Here is a 17,826-nt window from a genome sequence, read left to right as displayed (position 1 = left end):
GCCAAGCCAAACACTAGCGCTAGTGTAGCGGCGAAATTCGGGGATCGGTCACCCAAGCCCACAATCTTGTGGTTTTTGGCGCCGCAGGCAAGGGAAAACACCGATTCCTCGGGCTGTGCCAAAATGGGCCACGGCCGCCCCCGCCACCGTGGCTGCGGCCCCTTGAAACGGAGATTTGCGTATATGACCGATTGGCTCGACGCCGTGCGCTGGGACGCCCACGGGCTGGTGCCGGTGATTGCCCAAGAGGCCAGCAGCGGCGACGTGCTGATGCTGGCTTGGATGAACCGCGAGGCGCTGGCGCAAACCGCGGCCTTGGGGCGCGCCGTGTATTACAGCCGCTCGCGCGGCAAACTCTGGTACAAAGGCGAGGAATCGGGCCACGTGCAGCAAGTGCACGAAATCCGGCTCGACTGCGACGCCGACGTGCTGCTGCTCAAAGTCACCCAGCTCGGGCACGAGCCCGGCATCGCTTGCCACACCGGCCGCCACAGTTGTTTTTATCTGCGCTGGCAAGCGGCTGAGCCACCAGAGCCCGCGGGGCCGGGCGGGCAGGGCGGTGGTGGGCGCTGGCTGACGGTGGAGCCGGTGCTCAAAGACCCCGAATCGATCTACCGCTAACAACACGAAAACATGAAAAAATGAGCACAGCCCTCGCCGACCCAAGCCCAGTCCCCGCCCCCGGCGCCGACGACACCTTGCTGCGCTTGGCCGCCCTGATCGAGACCCGCAAGCCCGCGCACGGCGGCGACCCGGCGCGCAGCTACGTGGCGCGCCTGCTGCACCAGGGGCCGGATGCGATTTTGAAAAAAATCGCCGAAGAAGCCGGCGAAACCCTCATGGCCGCCAAAGACTTGCAGCACGGCCACGGCAGCGCGCAGGCGCTGGTGGGTGAAATGGCCGATCTGTGGTTTCACAGCCTGATCGCGCTGGCGCATTTCGGCCTCTCACCCGCCGATGTGACGGCCGAGCTGGTGCGCCGCGAGGGCCTGAGCGGCCTAGAAGAAAAGGCGCTGCGCAAGCTGCAGCAGCGCCAGCAGGATGCACGCCAGCAAGAAGGGGAAGCCGCTTGAACGACACCTTTGGTCTGGAAACCAGCGGCCACCCAGGCGGCAAAACCCCAGACGAGCTCGCCAGCCTGCGCCAGCTCACGCTCATCATCTACGTCCTCTACGCCCTGTCGTGGTTGCTGGGGGTGACGGCGATCATCGCCATCGTCATCAACTACGTCAAGCGCGAAGACACCTTTGGCACCCTGTACGAGAGCCACTTCCGCTGGCAAATCCGCACCTTCTGGTGGGGCCTGTTCTGGTTCGTGCTGGGTGCTTTGACGATGGTGTTGTTGGTGGGTTTTGCCATCCTGTTTGTGGCCACCGTCTGGGTTATTTACCGGCTGGTCAAAGGGCTTTTATACTGGAACGACCGCAAACCGTTGCCGCTTTGAAGCCTACGCCCCACCTTTGCACCCAAGCCCCATGAGCCACGACCCCAACTGCCTTTTTTGCAAAATCATCGCCGGCCAGATCCCCAGCCGCAAGGTCTATGAAGACGACGACCTGTACGCCTTCCACGACATCCACCCCTGGGCCCCGGTGCACTTCTTGATCGTGCCCAAGCTGCACCTGCCATCCATGGCCCAGCTCGGGCCCGAGCACGAGCGCCTGATGGGCAGAATCATGTGTCTGGCCCCCAAGCTGGCGCTCGAGCAAGGCTGCCGCCCCTGGCCCGAAGGCGGCTTTCGCATTGTCTGCAACAACGGCGCTGAGGGCGGGCAAGAGGTGCAGCACCTGCACGTGCACGTCATGGGTGGGCCGCGCCCTTGGCGCAAGGGTTGAGCAGCAGGGCTCCGACCGTCAGCGCATTCAGCTAAGATTTACACCGTGTGACCTTGTGGTCTGGGCTTGGTCGCCCCCGATCGGCGACAATAGCCGTTTGGGCCGGTGGTGAACCATCGGCCGGCCTTCTAATCAATCAAATCCGGGGCATTTTTTGGCCCCGACGCAGGAGTTTGCTATGGGTACCTTGTCGATTTGGCACTGGCTGATCGTTTTGCTGGTGGTGATCTTGGTGTTTGGCACCAAAAAGCTCAAAAACATCGGTTCCGACCTCGGTGGGGCCGTCAAAGGCTTCAAGGATGGCATGAAGCAGCAGCAGGCGGATGGGCCGGCCTCCGAAGACGGGGCAGGCGCTGCCGCCTCGACGACCACTGCGCAGGTCGGGCAGGCCCCGGCTGCAACCGACAAAAACACCATCGACGTCGAAGCCAAGACCAAGCTTTGATCAAAGCGCCGCGCCTGCCGTCGGCTTGGGGCTGCGGCCGGCTGCACTGAAAGCCCTGCATGCTGGATTTTGGAATTTCAGAGCTCGCCCTGATTGCGGTCGTGGCGTTGGTGGTCATCGGGCCCGAAAAGCTGCCCCGCGTGGCGCGCACCGTGGGCACCCTGCTGGGCAAGGCGCAGCGCTACGTGGCTGATGTCAAGGCCGAGGTCAACCGCTCGATGGACCTCGAAGAGCTGAAAAAAATGAAAGAATCGGTCGAGGGTGCGGCGCGCGAGGTGCAATCCGGCGTCGGCAGCTTCGAGAAAGATTGGATGGAGGCCACGGCGGGGCTCGAGGGCTCCGGTGCGCCTGAAGCATCCGAGACCACGCCGCGCATCGACCCCCACACCGCTTACTCGCTCGGGCACTCGGTCTATCCGCCGTTTTCGCGCCCCAAAAAGAGCTTCAGGTTGCGCCAGCAAGCGGTGCCCAAGTGGTACAAGGCGCGCACCGGCCAGCGCAGCTTCGTGCAGTCGGGCGCGGCGCGGGTGGCGCGCCACCGGCCCAAAACCTACCCAGTCGCCCCCAGCGCCATGACGCCCTCGCGTTGATCCCACTCGAGCACCCCATGGCAGACCCCACACCCAAGGCCGATGAGCTCGCCGGCACCGAGCAACCCTTCGTGCAGCACCTGGTCGAGTTGCGCGACCGCATCCTCTACGGCTTGGCCGGCGTGGTGCTGTGTGCCATCGGGCTGGCGATCTGGCCCGGACCGGGTGGCTTGATCGACTTCATCGCCGTTCCCATCCGCAACCACATGCCGCCCGACGCCAAGCTGATCGCCGTCGGCGTCTTCAGCCCGTTCTTTGTGCCGCTCAAGGTGTTGTTGATGTCGGCCATGATCGTCGCCTTGCCTTGGCTCATGTACCAGATGTGGGCCTTTGTGGCTCCGGGTTTGTACAGCCACGAAAAGCGCTTTGCCCTGCCGCTGATCTTCATCGGCAGCATGCTGGCCTACGTGGGCATCGCGTTCGTGCAGTTTTTTGTGCTCGACCAGATGTTCTTTTTCATCCAGGGCTTCACCCCGGACAGCGTCGCCGCCACGCCCGACATCGCCTCCTACGTGCAGGCGATTTTGTCGCTCTACTTGGCCTTTGGGCTGGCGTTTCAGGTGCCGGTGGTGGTCATGCTGCTGGTGCGCTTCAACCTCGCGACCATTCAGCAGCTCAAGGATTTTCGCGGCTACTTCATCGTCTTGGCCTTCGTCATCGCCGCCATCGTCACGCCGCCCGACGTGATCTCGCAACTGGCGCTGGCCATACCGATGTGCCTGCTGTATCAGGTGGGCATTTGGGGGGCAAGCTGGTTCAGCCGGTTCAGCCGGGCGCCCGAAGAACCCGAGGCGGCGGACAAAACTTGAACCAAGCGAGCGGTACTTAGAGCGCCGCAGCTAGCGCGCATTGTCCGGTGCATTCGAAGCGGGCGGTGGAGGGCGCCGCCCCGGCGTCACCTGCAGCGCCAGGCGCTCGCCCCGGCGCTCGATTTCCAACTGCGCCGGCTGCCCCGGGGGCAAGGCGGCCACCGCCGCCAGCAGGGCCGCGACATCGGGTACGGGCTGACCGGCCACGCTCAACACCACATCGCCGGGTCGAATCCCGGCCTGCGCCGCAGGGGCATCGCGCAGCACGCCGATGATGATCACGCCGCGCTGGTGCCGCAAGCCAAAGTGCTGCGCCAAGTCTGGCGTGATGGCTTGCGGCTCGACCCCGATCCAGCCGCGCGTCACCGCGCCGTCGCGCACAATCGCCTGGAGCACCTCGCGCGCGGTGGAGGTGGGGATGGCAAAACCGATGCCCATGAACCCGCCCGAGCGCGTGAAGATGGCGGTGTTGATGCCGATCAGGTGGCCTTGCACGTCGACCAGCGCGCCGCCCGAGTTGCCGGGGTTGATGGCGGCGTCGGTCTGGATGAAGTCCTCGAAGATGTTGATGCCCAGTTGCGTGCGCCCCAATGCGCTGACGATGCCACTGGTCACGGTCTGCCCGACGCCAAAGGGGTTGCCGATCGCCAGCACCGCATCGCCCACGCGCAGCGCGTCGGAGTCGCCCAGCACCGCCACCGGCAGCTCGGGCAGATCGATCTGCAGCACCGCCAAGTCGGTGTCGGGGTCGGTGCCCACCACCCGCGCCAGAGCCTGGCGGCCGTCGCTGAGTTGGATTTCGATTTCCTCGGCCCCGTCGATCACGTGGTGGTTGGTGAGCACGTGGCCGGCACTGCTGACGATCACCCCGGAGCCCAGCCCGGTTTGGGGCGAGCGCGGCGCCTGTTCGCCAAAAAAGAAGCGAAACCACGGGTCGTCGGCGTGCGGGTGGCGCTGTGGGGCCTGACGGGCGCTGATGCTCACCACCGCCGGCGCCGCCAGTTGGGCCGCAGCGCTCAGGCTGGCAGCGGCCACCGCTTCGCTGCGGGCCGCGCCGGGGGCGGCTTCGAGCAGCGGCACGGTGCGTAGCTGCGCCTGGCCCTGCAACCACTGCGGCTGCAAGGTGGCCACCACGAACCAAGCCGCCAGCAGCACGGTCACGGTTTGGGAAAACAACAGCCAGGTTTGTTTCATATTGGAATCGGTTTGTCTTTTGCGTACAGTTTGACCTGCGTCAAGGCGCCGGCGATCGAGCTGGCTTCCAATCGAAGCTGTCTGTTAATCCCGCATGAAAGGAGGGGTCATGGAGGCTTGGAATGAACTGTTCTCTACCACCTACGGTTTGCTTAGCATCGTCACCATCGTCGGTGTGATCGTCATGGCGGCGTGGTTTTACCGCTATTTTGTCACCAAGATGGACGAGTCGGAGCGCGAAGAAAAGCAGCGCCAAAAACAAAGCCCGCTGGGCCGCCCGTCTGGGCAGTCTTAAGCCCGTGCGCGGCTGGTGCGACAATCGGGCACCTTGTGTGTCCTAGCGGGTTGCGCCATGCTTACATCTTTAGCTCCCAGCGCTTGCGCTGCACCGGCCGTCGAGCGCAGCGTGTTGCTGCAGCGCCTCGACGCCACGCTGCAACCCGAGCGCTTTCAAGACTACGGCCCCAACGGCTTGCAGGTCGAGGGTCGGGCGCAGGTGCGCCATTTGGTGAGTGGCGTTACGGCCAGCCGCGAGTTGATTGAGCGCGCCATCGCGGCCGGGGCCGACGCCATTCTGGTGCATCACGGCCTGTTTTGGCGCGGCCAAAGCGCCTGCGTCACCGGCTGGATGAAGCAGCGGCTGGCGCTGCTGCTGGCGCACGACGTGAGCCTGCTGGCCTACCACCTGCCGCTCGACGCCCACCCCAGCTTGGGCAACAACGCCCAGTTGGCGCAGCGCTTGGGCTTTAGCCCCCTGGCCGACGGCTGGGGCCGCTTTGGCGAACAAGATCTGGGCTTTGTGGGCCACACCGATTGCCCCGACGCCCTTTCCTTGGCGGCACACGTGCAGCAGCAACTGGGGCGGCCCGTGACGCTCATCGACGCCGCCCCCGGTCGCCCCTTGCGCCGCATTGCGTGGTGCAGCGGCGGGGCGCAAAGTTATTTCGAGGCGGCCATCGCCGCCGGGGCCGATGCCTTTATCACCGGCGAACTGTCCGAGCCGCAAACCCACCTGGCGCGCGAGTGCGGGGTGGCCTATCTGGCATGCGGCCACCACGCCACCGAGCGTTACGGCGCCCCGGCGCTGGGGGCGGCCGTGGCGGCCGAGCTGGGCCTGACGCACCAGTTCATCGACATCGACAACCCGGCATGAACGCGCCGCGCCCCATCGCCATCAGCATGGGCGACCCGGCCGGTGTGGGGCCGGAGCTGATCGCTCAGGTGTTTCGCTTGCAGCCTAGCTGGTCCAGCCGCTGCGTGGTGGTGGCTGACTTGGCCGTGATGCGCCGCGCTGTGGCCCAAAGCGGTGGCCTGTTGCCGCTGGCCGTGCTGGAGCACTGGCAGCAGGCGGCCGATCTGCCACCGCGCTGTGTGCCGCTGCTGCCCTTGCCAGCCATGGCCGAACTGCCGCCCTTGGGCCAAGTGAGCGCTGCGGCCGGGCGCGCTGCGGCCAGCGCTGTCGAAGTGGCTACGGCGGCGGTGTTGAAAGGCGAAGCGGCGGCGCTGGTCACCGCCCCCATCCACAAAGGGGCGTGGCACGCCGCCGGCATCCACCACCCCGGCCACACCGAGATGCTGCAGGCGCTGGCGGCGGCGCATGTGGGCTGCACCGTGGAGCAGCTGCCGGTGCGCATGATGCTCTCCAACGCCGAGCTGCACACCGTGCTGGTGAGCGTGCACCTGCCCTTGCGCGCCGCCATTGACGCCGTGACCCACGCGCAGGTGTTGCAAACCCTGCAGCTCACGCACCGGCATTTTGTGCAGGTGCTGTCTCGCCCGCGGTGCCGCATCGCGGTGGCGGGCCTGAACCCACACGCGGGCGAGGGCGGGCTGTTTGGGCGCGAAGAGATCGAGCACATCGCGCCGGCCATCGCGGCCGCGCAGGCGGAGGGCATTGACGCCCAAGGCCCCTTTGCCCCCGACACCGTGTACATGCGCGCACGCCGTGGCGAGTTCGACGTGGTGCTGGCCATGTACCACGACCAAGGGCTGATCCCGGTCAAGTACCTGGGGCTGGAGCAGGGCATCAACACCACCTTGGGCTTGCCTTTTTTGCGCACCAGCCCAGACCACGGCACCGCCTTCGATTTGGCCGGCAATGGGAACGCCGACCCGTCCAGCCTGCTGGCCGCGCTGCGCGCCGCGCTGGCGCACCCAGACGGCCTCCCGTAGGCGGGGCCGTGCCATAGGCGGTCGGTCACCTAGTGCTGCCAAGGGTCTTGGGTGTGGGCTGGTTTCAATCCCTTACAATCCGGTGTGTTTTGGGGCGTTGAAGCGGCTGCGCTGGTTTTTCGCCCCGACTCCCGAGTCCTCACGTCACAGAAAGATTCCCATGAGCGAAGCCGCCGTAGACAACGGTCGCCGTGTTTGGCTGATTTCCACCTGCGCCATGGGCGGCGTGGGGGCAGCTGCGGTCGCCGTCCCCTTCGTCAGTTCCTTTCAACCCTCTGCGCGTGCGCGAGCGGCCGGGGCCTCGGTTGAGGTGGATATTTCCCGCTTGGCCCCGGGCGAAAAAATGGTGGTCGAGTGGCGTGGGCGCCCGGTTTGGGTGCTGCACCGCACGCCCGAAATGATCGCCTCGCTTGAGGTCGTCGAGCCGCGTCTGGCCGACCCCGAATCCGAGCGCCGCGTCTTCCCCACGCCCGAATACGCACTCAACCGGCACCGCTCGATCAAGCCCGAGTTTCTGGTGGCTGTCGGCGTGTGCACACACTTCGGCTGTTCGCCCACCTCGCGTTTTGCCACGGGCGACCAGCCGGGGTTGCCGGCCGATTGGCCGGGCGGTTTTTTCTGCCCCTGCCACGGTTCGGCCTTTGATTTGTCCGGGCGCGTGTTTGCCAACATGCCGGCGCCCGACAACCTCGAAATCCCGCCCCACATGTACCTGAGCGACACCATGATTTTGGTGGGCGAAGACCAACAAGCCTGAAGGCGCGCACAAGGAAGATCATGGCTGCCGAATACAAAGAAATCTCCCCCAACGCCCCGGCGGGCGAGCAGTTGCTCAACTGGATCGACAACCGCTTTCCGCTAACCAAGCTCTACAAAGAGCACCTGTCTGAATACTACGCGCCCAAAAACCTCAATTTTTGGTACTTTTTTGGCTCGCTGGCGCTGCTGGTGCTGGTGATCCAGATCATCTCGGGCATCTTTTTGGTGATGCACTACAAGCCCGACGCCACGCTCAACGCCGCCGGGGTGCCGGTGGCCTTCGCCTCGGTCGAGTACATCATGCGCGAAGTCGAGTGGGGCTGGCTGATCCGCTACATCCACTCCACCGGGGCCTCGTTCTTCTTCATCGTGGTCTACATGCACATGTTCCGTGGCCTGATCTACGGCTCGTACCGTAAGCCGCGCGAGCTGATCTGGCTCTTTGGCTGCGGCATTTTGCTGGTGATGATGGCCATCGCCTTCACCGGCTACCTGCTGCCTTGGGGCCAGATGTCGTTCTGGGGTGCGGCGGTGATCGTCAACCTGTTTGCCGCCATCCCCATCATCGGCCCCGATCTGGCGCTGCTCATCCGCGGCGACTTCGTGGTCGGCGACGCCACCCTCAACCGCTTCTTCAGCTTGCACGTGATCGCGCTGCCGCTGGTGCTGCTGGGCTTGGTGGTGGCGCACATCATCGCGCTGCACGAAGTCGGCTCCAACAACCCCGACGGCATCGAGATCAAGAAGCACAAAGACGCCAACGGCAAGCCGCTCGACGGCATCCCGTTTCACCCCTACTACTCGGTGCACGACCTGATGGGCGTGGGCGTGTTCCTGATGATCTTCTCGGCCGTGGTGTTCTTTGCGCCCTCGGGCGGCGGCTTCTTCCTCAAGTACACCAACCTGATCCCGGCCGACCCGCTGGTCACGCCGGCGCACATCGCTCCGGTCTGGTACTTTGCGCCCTACTACTCGATGCTGCGCGCCGTCACCACCGAGTTCATGTACGTGCTCGTGGCCGGCGTCTGGTTGGCGGCCTTCATCGGCATCTTCCGCTCGGGCTTTGGCACGCTGGGCAAGGGCTTGGTGCTGGGTGGCGCCGTGGTCGGTACGCTGGCCATGCTCGGCCTCGACGCCATGTTCTGGGGCGTGGTGGTGATGGGCGCGGCGGTGGTGATCCTGTGTTTCTTGCCTTGGTTCGACCGTTCGCCCGTGGCCTCGATCCGCTACCGCCCGACCTGGAACAAATACCTGTATGGCGCCTTTGTCGTCAACTTTGCCATCATGGGCTACTTTGGGGTGTTGCCGCCGTCGGTCATCAGCACCCGCTTCTCGCAGTTCGGCACCTTGTTCTACCTCGGCTTTTTCTTGCTGATGCCGTGGTGGAGCCGCTTGGGTGAGTTCAAGCCGGTGCCTAGCCGCGTCAGCTTTACCCCACACTGATCCGCCGATCCGTACGCATACGCTGGAGTCAACGAATATGAAAAAATGGATTGTGGCTGGCCTGTTGGCGTTTGGTCTGGTCTCGGGTGCGGTGGCGGCCAAAGGTGCCTTTCCGCTGGACCGTGCCCCTGACCTGAGCAACGACGTCGAGGCCTTGCAACGCGGCGGCAAATTGTTCGTCAACTACTGCCTGAGCTGCCATTCGGCCTCGTTCGAGCGCTACAAGCGCTTCAAAGAGCTGGGCCTGACCGAGCGCCAGATTCGCGAGAACTTCCTGTTCACCGACGGCCGCGTCGGCGACTTGATGCAGGCCGCCATCAGCCCGGCCGACGCCAAGGTGTTTTGGGGCAAAGCCGCCCCTGACTTGACCATGATCACGCGCTCGCGCGCAGGTTCGGGCGGTACCGACTACATCTTTACCCTGCTGCGTTCGTACTACCGCGACGACATGATCGCCCATGGTTCGAACAACCTCGCCTTCCCGACCATCGCCATGCCCAACCCGCTGTGGTACCTGCAAGGCGAGCGCCGTCCGATCATCGAAACCGTGGCCAACGCCGACGGCAGCAGCACGCAAGTGCTGCGCGGCTGGGAGCAGGTCACGCCCGGCACCATGAGCCCCGAGGAGTTCGATCGCTCGGTAGCCGAACTGGTGGCCTTCCTCGACTGGTTGGCCGAGCCGCACCAAGACCAGCGCCAGCAGCTCGGGATTTTTGTGCTGCTGTTCCTCGCCGGCTTCACCGTTCTGGCGTGGAAGCTGAACAAGGAATACTGGAAAGACATCAAGTAACTCCTGAATGCACGCCGCCCACTGCCGGGCCTGCTTGTGACAGTGGTCTGCCTTGCCCCCTTGGGGCTTTAACGGGCACGCCACTGTTTGTTTTTTGTATCTAGGAGCTGACAACCATGATGGTTTTGTACTCGGGCACCACCTGCCCTTTCTCTCACCGCTGCCGTTTCGTGTTGTTCGAAAAGGGCATGGACTTTGAGATCCGTGACGTCGATCTGTACAACAAGCCCGAAGACATCGCACTCATGAACCCCTACGCGCAGGTGCCCATATTGGTCGAGCGCGACCTGATCCTGTACGAGTCCAACATCATCAATGAGTACATCGACGAGCGCTTCCCACACCCGCAGTTGATGCCCGGCGACCCGGTGGAGCGCGCGCGTGTGCGCCTGTTTTTGCTCAACTTCGAGAAAGAACTGTTCAGCCACGTCTTGGTGCTCGAAAATCGCAGCCTCAAGGCGGGCGACAAGTCAATCGACAAAGCCCGCAACCACATCCGCGACCGCCTGACCCAATTGGCCCCAGTGTTCCTCAAGAACAAATTCATGCTCGGCGACAACTTCTCGATGCTCGACGTGGCGATCGCGCCGCTGCTGTGGCGGCTGGACCACTACGGCATCGAGCTGAGCAAAAATGCCGCGCCGCTGCTCAAGTACGCCGAGCGCATTTTTTCGCGTCCGCCCTACATCGAGGCGCTCACGCCCTCCGAAAAAGTGATGCGCAAGTAAGCGCCCTTCGCTATGAGCCAGGACAACCCACCGCTGCCCTCAACCCGGCCCTACCTGATTCGGGCCCTGCATGAGTGGTGCAGCGACAACGGTTTCACTCCCTACCTGGTGGTGGCGGTGGACTCTAGGGTGCGGGTGCCGCAAGAGTTTGTGCAAGACGGGCAGATCGTGCTCAACACCAGCTACGAGGCCACCAGCCACCTGCAACTGGGCAACGACACGATCGAGTTCAAAGCCCGCTTTGGCGGGGTGCCGCGCGACGTGTGGGTGCCGATCGACCACGTGCTGGCGATTTACGCGCGCGAAAACGGCAGCGGGATGGCTTTTGATCCGCCCGAGCCTGAGCCCGAAGATCAAGCCGCACCTGCAGGCTCGGTGTCCGGGCTCAAGCTGGTGCCCTCGTCTGTGCCTGAGCCCGAAGGCGCTGCACCCAGCGAGGGTTCTGGCCCCCCCCCGTCTGGCCCCAAGCCGAGCAAGCCGCGCCAGCCCGTGCTCAAGCGCGTGAAGTAGAGCGCGTGAAGTAGAATACGCACCCATCGCCGCCTTAGCTCAGTTGGTAGAGCAACCGCCTTGTAAGCGGTAGGTCGTCAGTTCGAATCCGACAGGCGGCACCATCACCTGCCAGCCCAAAGTAGTAATGTCCCCTTTGCCCCAGATAAGAATGTCCCCTTTCATGTGTGAAGGGGCAGCGGATGGTGGTGCAAGCGAGGGTGATGATGAGTGTGCAGGAAGCCGAACGGTTGCTGGTGATACGGCGGGTATTAGGGCGAGAGCTGACGCAGGGTTTGGCTGCGCAGCAGCTGGGTTTATCGGTGCGCCAAGTCAAGCGCTTGTGCCAAGGCGTGCGCAGCCAAGGCGTGCAGGCCGTGGTCAACAAGCTGCGCGGACAGCCCAGCAAGCGGCGCATAGGTCCTGAGCGCAAAGACGCCATCATGAGCTTGGTGCACGAGCACTATGCTGATTTTGGCCCGCAGCTGACCAGCGAGTACCTGCTCAGCCAGCACAGCCAGCGCATCAGCGCCGAGACCCTCAGAGGCTGGATGATCGAAGCGGGCTTGTGGAGGGCCAAGCAGCGCCGGCCAGTGCGCCAGCACAGCCCACGTGCGCGCCGAGAGCGCCTAGGCGAGCTGGTGCAAATCGACGGCAGCCACCACGACTGGTTCGAGGGGCGCTGCGACAAATGCTGCCTAATCGCCTTCATCGACGACGCCACCGGGCGGGTGCTGGCCGCGCGCTTTTCAGCGGCCGAGACCACGCAGGCGTACCTGGCGCTGCTGCAAGAGCACGTAGGCACCTTGGGTGCGCCGCTGGCCTACTACAGCGACCGCCACAGCATCAACACCCAAACACGACAGCGAAGACCCCGACCCGACCCAGTTCGAGCGTGCGCTGCTGCAACTGCGCATCGAGCCCATCTGCGCCCACAGCCCACAGGCCAAAGGCCGCGTGGAGCGGTTGTTCCAGACCTTGCAAGACCGGTTGTGCAAAGCCATGCGGTTGGCGGGCATCAGCACCATGCAAGACGCCAATGCGTGGCTGGGTGGTTACATCGCCCAGCACAACGCACGCTTTGCCATCCAGCCCCAAGCGCCTGAAGACGCCCACCGGCCCTATACAGGGACGCCAGAGGCGTTGGCGCGCATATGTGCGCGGCACCACCAGCGCCAGCTCAGTGCGCAGTTGTCGTGCCAGTTCGAGGGCAGTCAGTTGTGGATCACCCCGGGGCAGGCCCATGCGCCCAAAGCCAAGGCCAAGGTGGATATCGCCCAGTACGGCGACGGGCGGCTGGAGCTGCTCTACCGCGGCCAGCCCTTGGCTTACCAAGGCTACTTGGTGCACGAGCACCTGCGCCACAAGAAGGTGGCCGACGACAAGGAGGTCAACCAGCGTGTGGATGCGTTGAGCGCAGAGGATCGCAGAGCGCTTAAGGTCAGGGCGCAAGTCGAGATGCAAGACGCCATGCGCCAGCAGGGCATCTTGCAGCCCGACACCCACATCAGCCCGCCCCCGCTGGGGCAGGCCCGCTACGGGCTACGCCCTGCGCCAGCCTGCCCCAGCGGCTGAGTCTTGAGCACGCTTGGCCTCACAGCAAGGGGACATTTCTACTTTGTGCAAATAGGGGACATTTCTACTTTGGGTTGACAGGCGGCACCATCACCCCCGTTTTTGGTACAATGCGCGATTCTTTGGGAATCAGCCCAAGGAAATCACCATTTGAGGTTTCCAATGTACGCGGTCATAAAAACCGGCGGCAAGCAGTATCGCGTTGCCGTTGGCGAAAAACTTAAAGTAGAACAGATTGCTGCGGACGTGGGCCAAGAAATCGTGATCGACCAGGTGTTGGCCGTCGGCAGCGGCGACAGCATCCAGGTTGGCACGCCCTTGGTCAGCGGCGCAACGGTCACAGCCACCGTGGTCTCGCACGGTCGTGGCGACAAAATCCGCATCTTCAAGATGCGCCGTCGCAAGCACTACCAGAAGCGCCAGGGCCACCGGCAAAACTTCACCGAGCTGCAAATCGGCTCGATCCAGGCATAAGGAGCGGCACACCATGGCACAGAAAAAAGGCGGCGGCTCAACCCGCAACGGCCGCGATTCACAACCCAAGATGCTGGGCGTCAAGGTCTTTGGTGGCCAAGAAGTCTCGGCCGGTGCGATCATCGTGCGCCAGCGCGGCACCAAATTCCACCCCGGCACCGGCACCGGCATCGGCAAAGACCACACCATTTTTGCCACTGTCGATGGCACGGTGGGTTTTGCCGTCAAGGGCGCCTTGAACCGCAAGGTGATCAGCGTCGAGGCCGCCGCAGCGCCCGAGACGGCCTGATCGGCTTGATCGGATCAAGCCAACGGCCACGGCGGGCTTGCAGCCAGCATTTGACTCGCAATCCCTCCACAGCCACCTAGAGGCCCGCTTGCGGGCCTTTGTTTTTTGCCCATCATGTTGCCTACTTAGGCTCTGTTGACCCCACATTGGCCTCACAATTGCCCCCATGAAGTTTGTTGACGAAACCACGATCGAGGTGGCGGCGGGCGATGGTGGCAGTGGCTGCGCCTCGTTCCGGCACGAAAAGTACAAAGAATTCGGCGGCCCCGACGGCGGCGACGGCGGCCGTGGCGGCCACGTCTATGCCTTGGCCGACGAAAACCTGAACACGCTGGTGGACTTTCGCTACACGCGCAAGTTTGAGGCCCAGCGCGGCGAGCACGGCAAGGGCTCCGACATGTTTGGCCACAAGGGCGAGGACATCGTGCTCAAAATGCCGGTTGGCACCCTGGTGCGCGACGCCGAGACCGGTGCCCTGTTGCACGAGCTGCTGCAACCGGGCCAACTGGTGCTGCTGGCCAAGGGCGGCGACGGCGGCTTTGGCAACCTGCGCTTCAAGAGCGCGATCAACCGCGCCCCGCGCCAAAAAACCCCAGGCCACCCTGGGCAGCGCTTCAATCTGCAGCTCGAGCTCAAGCTGCTGGCCGACGTCGGCCTGCTGGGCCTGCCCAACGCCGGCAAATCGACCTTCATCACCGCGGTGTCCAACGCCCGGCCCAAGATCGCCGACTACCCCTTCACCACCTTGCACCCCAATTTGGGCGTGGTGCGCGTGGGGCCCGAAAAGAGCTTTGTGATCGCCGACCTGCCGGGCCTGATCGAAGGCGCGGCCGAAGGCGCTGGGCTGGGGCACCTGTTTTTGCGTCATCTGCAGCGCACCCGGCTGCTGCTGCACGTGGTCGATCTGGCCCCCTTTGACGACGCGGTCGATCCGGTGGCGCAGGCGCGCGCGATCGTCAAAGAACTCAAAAAATACGACCCGGCGCTGCACGCCAAGCCGCGCTGGCTGGTGCTCAACAAGCTCGACATGGTGCCCGAAGCCGAACGGGCGCAGCGCGTGCGCGACTTTGTGCGCCGCTTTCGCCACAAGGGGCCGGTGTTTGAGATCTCGGCCCTCACCCGCGAGGGTTGCGAGCGACTGGTTCAGCAAATCTACCAGCACATCGCGGCCAGCCAGCAGGCCGAACGGCCGCCAGCCGAGATCGATCCGCGCTTCGAGCCTTAAAAGCTGTCGCGCTGCGCCGCCCCATCCTGCCCGCTCATCCTTTTTTTGCACATGGATCAACCAGCCAGCTTGGCGCCTGAATGGCGCGTCCCCGAGGCCGCTGTGGCCGAGCGGCTGCGTGCGGCGCGGCGCATTGTGGTCAAGGTCGGCTCCAGCCTGGTCACCAACGAAGGACGCGGCCTCGACGAAGCCGCCATCGGGCAGTGGAGCGCGCAGCTGAGCGTGCTGGTGGGGCAGGGGCGCGAGGCGATCGTGGTCAGCAGCGGCGCCATTGCCGAGGGCATGAAGCGCTTGGGCTGGGCCGTGCGCCCCAAAGCCATCAACGAGCTGCAGGCCGCCGCCGCCGTGGGCCAGATGGGGCTGGTGCAGATGTACGAAACCAAGCTGCGCCAGTTGGGGCTGGGCAGCGCGCAGGTGCTGCTCACCCACGCCGACTTGGCCGACCGCGAGCGCTACCTCAACGCCCGCTCGACCCTGCTCACGCTGCTGGCACACCGGGTGCTGCCGGTGATCAACGAAAACGACACCGTGGTCACCGACGAGATCAAGTTCGGCGACAACGACACCTTGGGCGCGCTGGTGGCCAACCTAGTCGAGGCCGATTTGCTCGTCATCCTCACCGACCAAAGAGGGCTCTACAGCGCCGACCCGCGCCGCGACCCGCAAGCCCGCTTCGTGCAGGCGGCGCGCGCCGGCGACCCGGCGCTCGAAGCCATGGCCGGCGGGGCCGGCTCGCGCATCGGCACCGGGGGCATGATCACCAAAATTTTGGCCGCCAAGCGCGCCGCCAGTTCGGGCGCCAGCACCGTGATCGCTTGGGGACGCGAGCCCGATGCGCTGCTGCGCCTGCTCGCGGGCGAGCCCATCGGCACCTGCCTGTTGGCCGACACGCCCAAGCTGCAAGCGCGCAAGCAGTGGATGGCCGACCACCTGCAGCTGCGCGGCGCGGTGCGCCTAGACGCCGGCGCCGCCGCCAAAATCGTGCAGGAAGGCAAGAGCCTGCTGCCCATCGGCATGACGGCGGTCGAGGGCGAGTTTGCACGCGGCGACGTGATCGCCCTGCGCGGGCCCGATGGCAGCGAGCTCGCACGCGGCTTGGCCAACTACAGCGCCGCCGAAGCGCGCCTGCTGTGCCGCAAAGCCTCGGCCGACTTCGAGCGCCTGCTCGGCTACGCCGCCGAACCCGAAATGATCCACCGCGACAACCTGGTGCTGACGCAGCGCGGGGGGTGAGGGCGGCGTGGGGAAAGCATGGGTAGGTGTGGCCGGCCCAGGTTTTTGTACCCTGGCGCACTCTTGTGGAAATATAATAGCTCCGACGAAAGCATTTAAACTCCGTAAACATCCTCATGGAGCTTTTATATGGACGCACCGTTGCCCCTTCCGGTCCAGCGTGCCATGCACAAGCTCGGCGCCGACATCTCGCTGGCGCGTCGTCGGCGCCACTTCACGCAGGCGTCGTTGGCCGAGCGCATGGGCGCCTCCCTGAGCACCGTACGCCGCATCGAAAAAGGCGATGCGCGCGTGCCTATCCACTTTATCGCCCGGGCCTTGCACGTTTTTGGCGAGATCCAGGCACTCGAGAACCTGCTCGATAGCGCCCATGACGACATCGGCCTGACGCTGATGGACGCGCGCCTGCCCAAGCGCGTTCGCACCAAGCCCGGCACCTCGGGGGCGCTCTGATGGCCGCTGCAATGCCGCTTCGCCAGCAGGTGCAACTGTGCTTGGGCAAGGCCGGGCTGGCCGTCGGGGCGCTGGTGTACGTGCGCCAAGGGCGGCGCGAGTACAGCGCGGTCGCCTACGCCGAAAGCTGGCTGGCCAGCCCGGCAGGCTTCAATGTGTCGGCCGATCTGCAACTGCTGGCTGGCTACCAGACGCACAAGGCCCCCTCGGCGCACGATTCGGTGTTTCACGGTGCAATCGCCGATACCGCGCCCGATGCCTGGGGCCGGCGCGTGATCGCGCGCGAGCACGCCAAGCGTCGCCAGCTCGACCCGCATCTGCCGGCCCTGACCGAACTGGACTACCTGCTGGCGGTGGACGACTTTAGCCGCGTGGGCGCGCTGCGCCTGCGCCACGCCGACGGCACTTGGCAGGGCAGCGCCCAAGCTGGGCGGCGCAGCACGCCACCACTGATCGAACTGGAACGCGTGTTTGAAGCCAGCCGCGCAGTGGAGCGCGGCCTCGAGACCGCCGAAGACCTACGCTACCTGCAGGGCAAGGGCACCTCGCTGGGCGGTATGCGGCCCAAATGCACGCTGCTGGACGAAGACGGCAAACTGGCCATCGGCAAGTTCCCGAGCGTGGGTGATGCGCGCAGCGTTAGCCGCGGCGAAGTGCTGGCTCTGAAGCTGGCGGCGCTGGCCGGAATCGACGCCGCCCCAGCGCGCTTGGTGTGCTTGGGGCCAAGTGGGAGCGACGTGCCGGTGGCCGTGATCCAGCGCTTCGACCGCGACGCGGCCGGGGGCCGCATCCCCTACCAGTCTGCGGCCTCGCTGTTGCAAGCCCAACGCGAGCACGATCGCAGCTACACCGAGATCGCCGACGCGATCCGCACCCACGGCCAAGCCCCAATCCCAGACCTTCAGCAACTCTGGCGCCGGTTGGTGTTCAACCTGCTGATCACCAACGTGGACGACCATCTGCGCAACCACGGGTTCTTGCACGTGGCGCATGGCCAGTGGCGCCTCGCCCCCGCCTTTGACCTCAACCCCTTCCCCGACAAGGAGCGCGAATCCAAAACTTGGTTGTCCGAACAGGACGGCCCGATCACCGACGTGCGCCAGTTGCTGGCCCGTTCATCAAGCTTCGCCCTCAAGTCGCAACAGGCCTTGGCCGTGCTGGGCGAAGTGGTGGCCGCCGTGCTGCGCTGGCGTCAGCTGGCGCTTGGCGCAGAGGTGGGCTTGGCTGCGGCAGAACTGGACGACTTCGCCCCGGCCTTTGAACACGAGCAAATGGACGCAGCCGTGGCGTTGCTTGGGTTGTAGCAAAAACCGGTACATGTCA

General features: G+C 64.8%; 23 protein-coding genes, 1 tRNA gene and 1 pseudogene. 24 read left to right on the top strand and 1 reads right to left on the bottom strand.

Translation table 11 applies throughout. From position 1 onward, the window contains the following. Positions 1-183: 183 nt before the first annotated feature. The 7 genes from hisI to tatC all read left to right on the top strand — a co-directional run bounded on the left by hisI (position 184) and on the right by tatC (position 3,679). On the top strand, positions 184-621 hold the full coding sequence (hisI, locus tag SMCB_RS07685; protein ID WP_082027301.1) for a phosphoribosyl-AMP cyclohydrolase: 438 nt from the start codon (positions 184-186) through the stop codon (positions 619-621). A 20-nt stretch (positions 622-641) separates the two neighbouring features. Further along, complete coding sequence (locus SMCB_RS07680; protein WP_045536057.1) at positions 642-1,073, top strand: phosphoribosyl-ATP diphosphatase; 432 nt, start codon at positions 642-644, stop codon at positions 1,071-1,073. Further along, entirely contained in the window at positions 1,070-1,444 is a 375-nt protein-coding gene (locus tag SMCB_RS07675) for a DUF4870 family protein (RefSeq protein ID WP_231851181.1), read from the top strand. Before SMCB_RS07680 ends, SMCB_RS07675 begins: the two co-directional genes overlap by 4 nt. Positions 1,445-1,475: 31 nt before the next feature. Then, the gene (locus tag SMCB_RS07670) at positions 1,476-1,835 is read left to right on the top strand and encodes a histidine triad nucleotide-binding protein (protein ID WP_045536055.1); all 360 of its coding nucleotides are present in this window, start codon (positions 1,476-1,478) and stop codon (positions 1,833-1,835) included. A 178-nt stretch (positions 1,836-2,013) separates the two neighbouring features. After that, positions 2,014-2,280 carry a Sec-independent protein translocase subunit TatA gene (gene tatA / locus SMCB_RS07665; RefSeq protein WP_045536053.1) on the top strand — a complete coding sequence of 89 codons (267 nt, stop codon included), beginning with the start codon at positions 2,014-2,016 and terminating at the stop codon, positions 2,278-2,280. Between the two features lie 59 nt (positions 2,281-2,339). After that, complete coding sequence (gene tatB / locus SMCB_RS07660; RefSeq protein WP_045536051.1) at positions 2,340-2,870, top strand: Sec-independent protein translocase protein TatB; 531 nt, start codon at positions 2,340-2,342, stop codon at positions 2,868-2,870. 17 nt (positions 2,871-2,887) lie between these two features. Next, positions 2,888-3,679, top strand: a complete 792-nt coding sequence (gene tatC, locus SMCB_RS07655) for a twin-arginine translocase subunit TatC (RefSeq protein WP_045536048.1) — start codon at positions 2,888-2,890, stop codon at positions 3,677-3,679. A gap of 30 nt (positions 3,680-3,709) precedes the next feature. Here the strand turns inward: tatC and SMCB_RS07650 are convergent, their stop codons facing one another. After that, a complete protein-coding gene (locus tag SMCB_RS07650) occupies positions 3,710-4,873 on the bottom strand; it encodes a S1C family serine protease (protein ID WP_045536047.1) in 1,164 nt (387 codons plus the stop codon). A gap of 109 nt (positions 4,874-4,982) precedes the next feature. Between SMCB_RS07650 and SMCB_RS07645 the strand changes: the two genes are divergently transcribed. The 17 genes and pseudogenes from SMCB_RS07645 to SMCB_RS07570 all read left to right on the top strand — a co-directional run bounded on the left by SMCB_RS07645 (position 4,983) and on the right by SMCB_RS07570 (position 17,807). Continuing rightward, positions 4,983-5,168: a DUF3149 domain-containing protein gene (locus SMCB_RS07645; protein ID WP_045536045.1), complete on the top strand. Its 186-nt coding sequence runs from the start codon at positions 4,983-4,985 to the stop codon at positions 5,166-5,168. A gap of 57 nt (positions 5,169-5,225) precedes the next feature. Continuing rightward, a complete protein-coding gene (locus SMCB_RS07640) occupies positions 5,226-6,026 on the top strand; it encodes a Nif3-like dinuclear metal center hexameric protein (RefSeq protein WP_045536043.1) in 801 nt (266 codons plus the stop codon). Beyond that, entirely contained in the window at positions 6,023-7,045 is a 1,023-nt protein-coding gene (gene pdxA, locus SMCB_RS07635) for a 4-hydroxythreonine-4-phosphate dehydrogenase PdxA (RefSeq protein WP_045536041.1), read from the top strand. The genes SMCB_RS07640 and pdxA overlap by 4 nt, the downstream gene beginning before the upstream one ends. A 160-nt stretch (positions 7,046-7,205) precedes the next feature. Continuing rightward, on the top strand, positions 7,206-7,802 hold the full coding sequence (gene petA / locus SMCB_RS07630; protein WP_045536039.1) for a ubiquinol-cytochrome c reductase iron-sulfur subunit: 597 nt from the start codon (positions 7,206-7,208) through the stop codon (positions 7,800-7,802). Between the two features lie 20 nt (positions 7,803-7,822). Beyond that, the gene (locus SMCB_RS07625; RefSeq protein ID WP_045536037.1) at positions 7,823-9,247 is read left to right on the top strand and encodes a cytochrome b; all 1,425 of its coding nucleotides are present in this window, start codon (positions 7,823-7,825) and stop codon (positions 9,245-9,247) included. 37 nt (positions 9,248-9,284) lie between these two features. After that, positions 9,285-10,037 (top strand): cytochrome c1, encoded by a 753-nt coding sequence (locus SMCB_RS07620; RefSeq protein ID WP_045536035.1) that lies wholly within the window; start codon positions 9,285-9,287, stop codon positions 10,035-10,037. Between the two features lie 116 nt (positions 10,038-10,153). Continuing rightward, positions 10,154-10,765, top strand: coding sequence for a glutathione S-transferase N-terminal domain-containing protein (locus SMCB_RS07615; protein WP_045536033.1), 612 nt, complete (start codon positions 10,154-10,156; stop codon positions 10,763-10,765). Positions 10,766-10,777: 12 nt separating this feature from the next. Next, the gene (locus SMCB_RS07610; protein ID WP_045536031.1) at positions 10,778-11,275 is read left to right on the top strand and encodes a ClpXP protease specificity-enhancing factor; all 498 of its coding nucleotides are present in this window, start codon (positions 10,778-10,780) and stop codon (positions 11,273-11,275) included. A 28-nt stretch (positions 11,276-11,303) separates the two neighbouring features. Then, a tRNA-Thr gene (locus SMCB_RS07605) sits at positions 11,304-11,379 on the top strand. 78 nt (positions 11,380-11,457) lie between these two features. Further along, positions 11,458-11,598, top strand: a pseudogene (locus tag SMCB_RS13300) (hypothetical protein); the annotation flags it as partial. 466 nt (positions 11,599-12,064) lie between these two features. Further along, the gene (locus SMCB_RS12180; protein WP_052468359.1) at positions 12,065-12,829 is read left to right on the top strand and encodes a hypothetical protein; all 765 of its coding nucleotides are present in this window, start codon (positions 12,065-12,067) and stop codon (positions 12,827-12,829) included. Positions 12,830-12,991: 162 nt separating this feature from the next. Then, the gene (rplU, locus tag SMCB_RS07595) at positions 12,992-13,303 is read left to right on the top strand and encodes a 50S ribosomal protein L21 (RefSeq protein ID WP_029462341.1); all 312 of its coding nucleotides are present in this window, start codon (positions 12,992-12,994) and stop codon (positions 13,301-13,303) included. 13 nt (positions 13,304-13,316) lie between these two features. Further along, positions 13,317-13,592 carry a 50S ribosomal protein L27 gene (gene rpmA, locus SMCB_RS07590; protein ID WP_045536029.1) on the top strand — a complete coding sequence of 92 codons (276 nt, stop codon included), beginning with the start codon at positions 13,317-13,319 and terminating at the stop codon, positions 13,590-13,592. 166 nt (positions 13,593-13,758) lie between these two features. Beyond that, positions 13,759-14,817: an Obg family GTPase CgtA gene (gene cgtA, locus SMCB_RS07585; protein ID WP_045536027.1), complete on the top strand. Its 1,059-nt coding sequence runs from the start codon at positions 13,759-13,761 to the stop codon at positions 14,815-14,817. Between the two features lie 51 nt (positions 14,818-14,868). Continuing rightward, complete coding sequence (gene proB / locus SMCB_RS07580) at positions 14,869-16,050, top strand: glutamate 5-kinase (RefSeq protein ID WP_045536024.1); 1,182 nt, start codon at positions 14,869-14,871, stop codon at positions 16,048-16,050. 141 nt (positions 16,051-16,191) lie between these two features. Beyond that, positions 16,192-16,503 (top strand): helix-turn-helix domain-containing protein, encoded by a 312-nt coding sequence (locus SMCB_RS07575; protein ID WP_420834889.1) that lies wholly within the window; start codon positions 16,192-16,194, stop codon positions 16,501-16,503. Further along, the gene (locus SMCB_RS07570) at positions 16,503-17,807 is read left to right on the top strand and encodes a type II toxin-antitoxin system HipA family toxin (protein WP_045536020.1); all 1,305 of its coding nucleotides are present in this window, start codon (positions 16,503-16,505) and stop codon (positions 17,805-17,807) included. Before SMCB_RS07575 ends, SMCB_RS07570 begins: the two co-directional genes overlap by 1 nt. Positions 17,808-17,826 lie beyond the last annotated feature (19 nt).

It is taken from the genome of Serpentinimonas maccroryi, assembly GCF_000828915.1.
GTDB classification, from domain to species: domain Bacteria; phylum Pseudomonadota; class Gammaproteobacteria; order Burkholderiales; family Burkholderiaceae_C; genus Serpentinimonas; species Serpentinimonas maccroryi.
The sequence above is the reverse complement of the archived record's forward strand: the minus strand, read 5'-3'. Positions and strand labels throughout refer to the sequence as shown.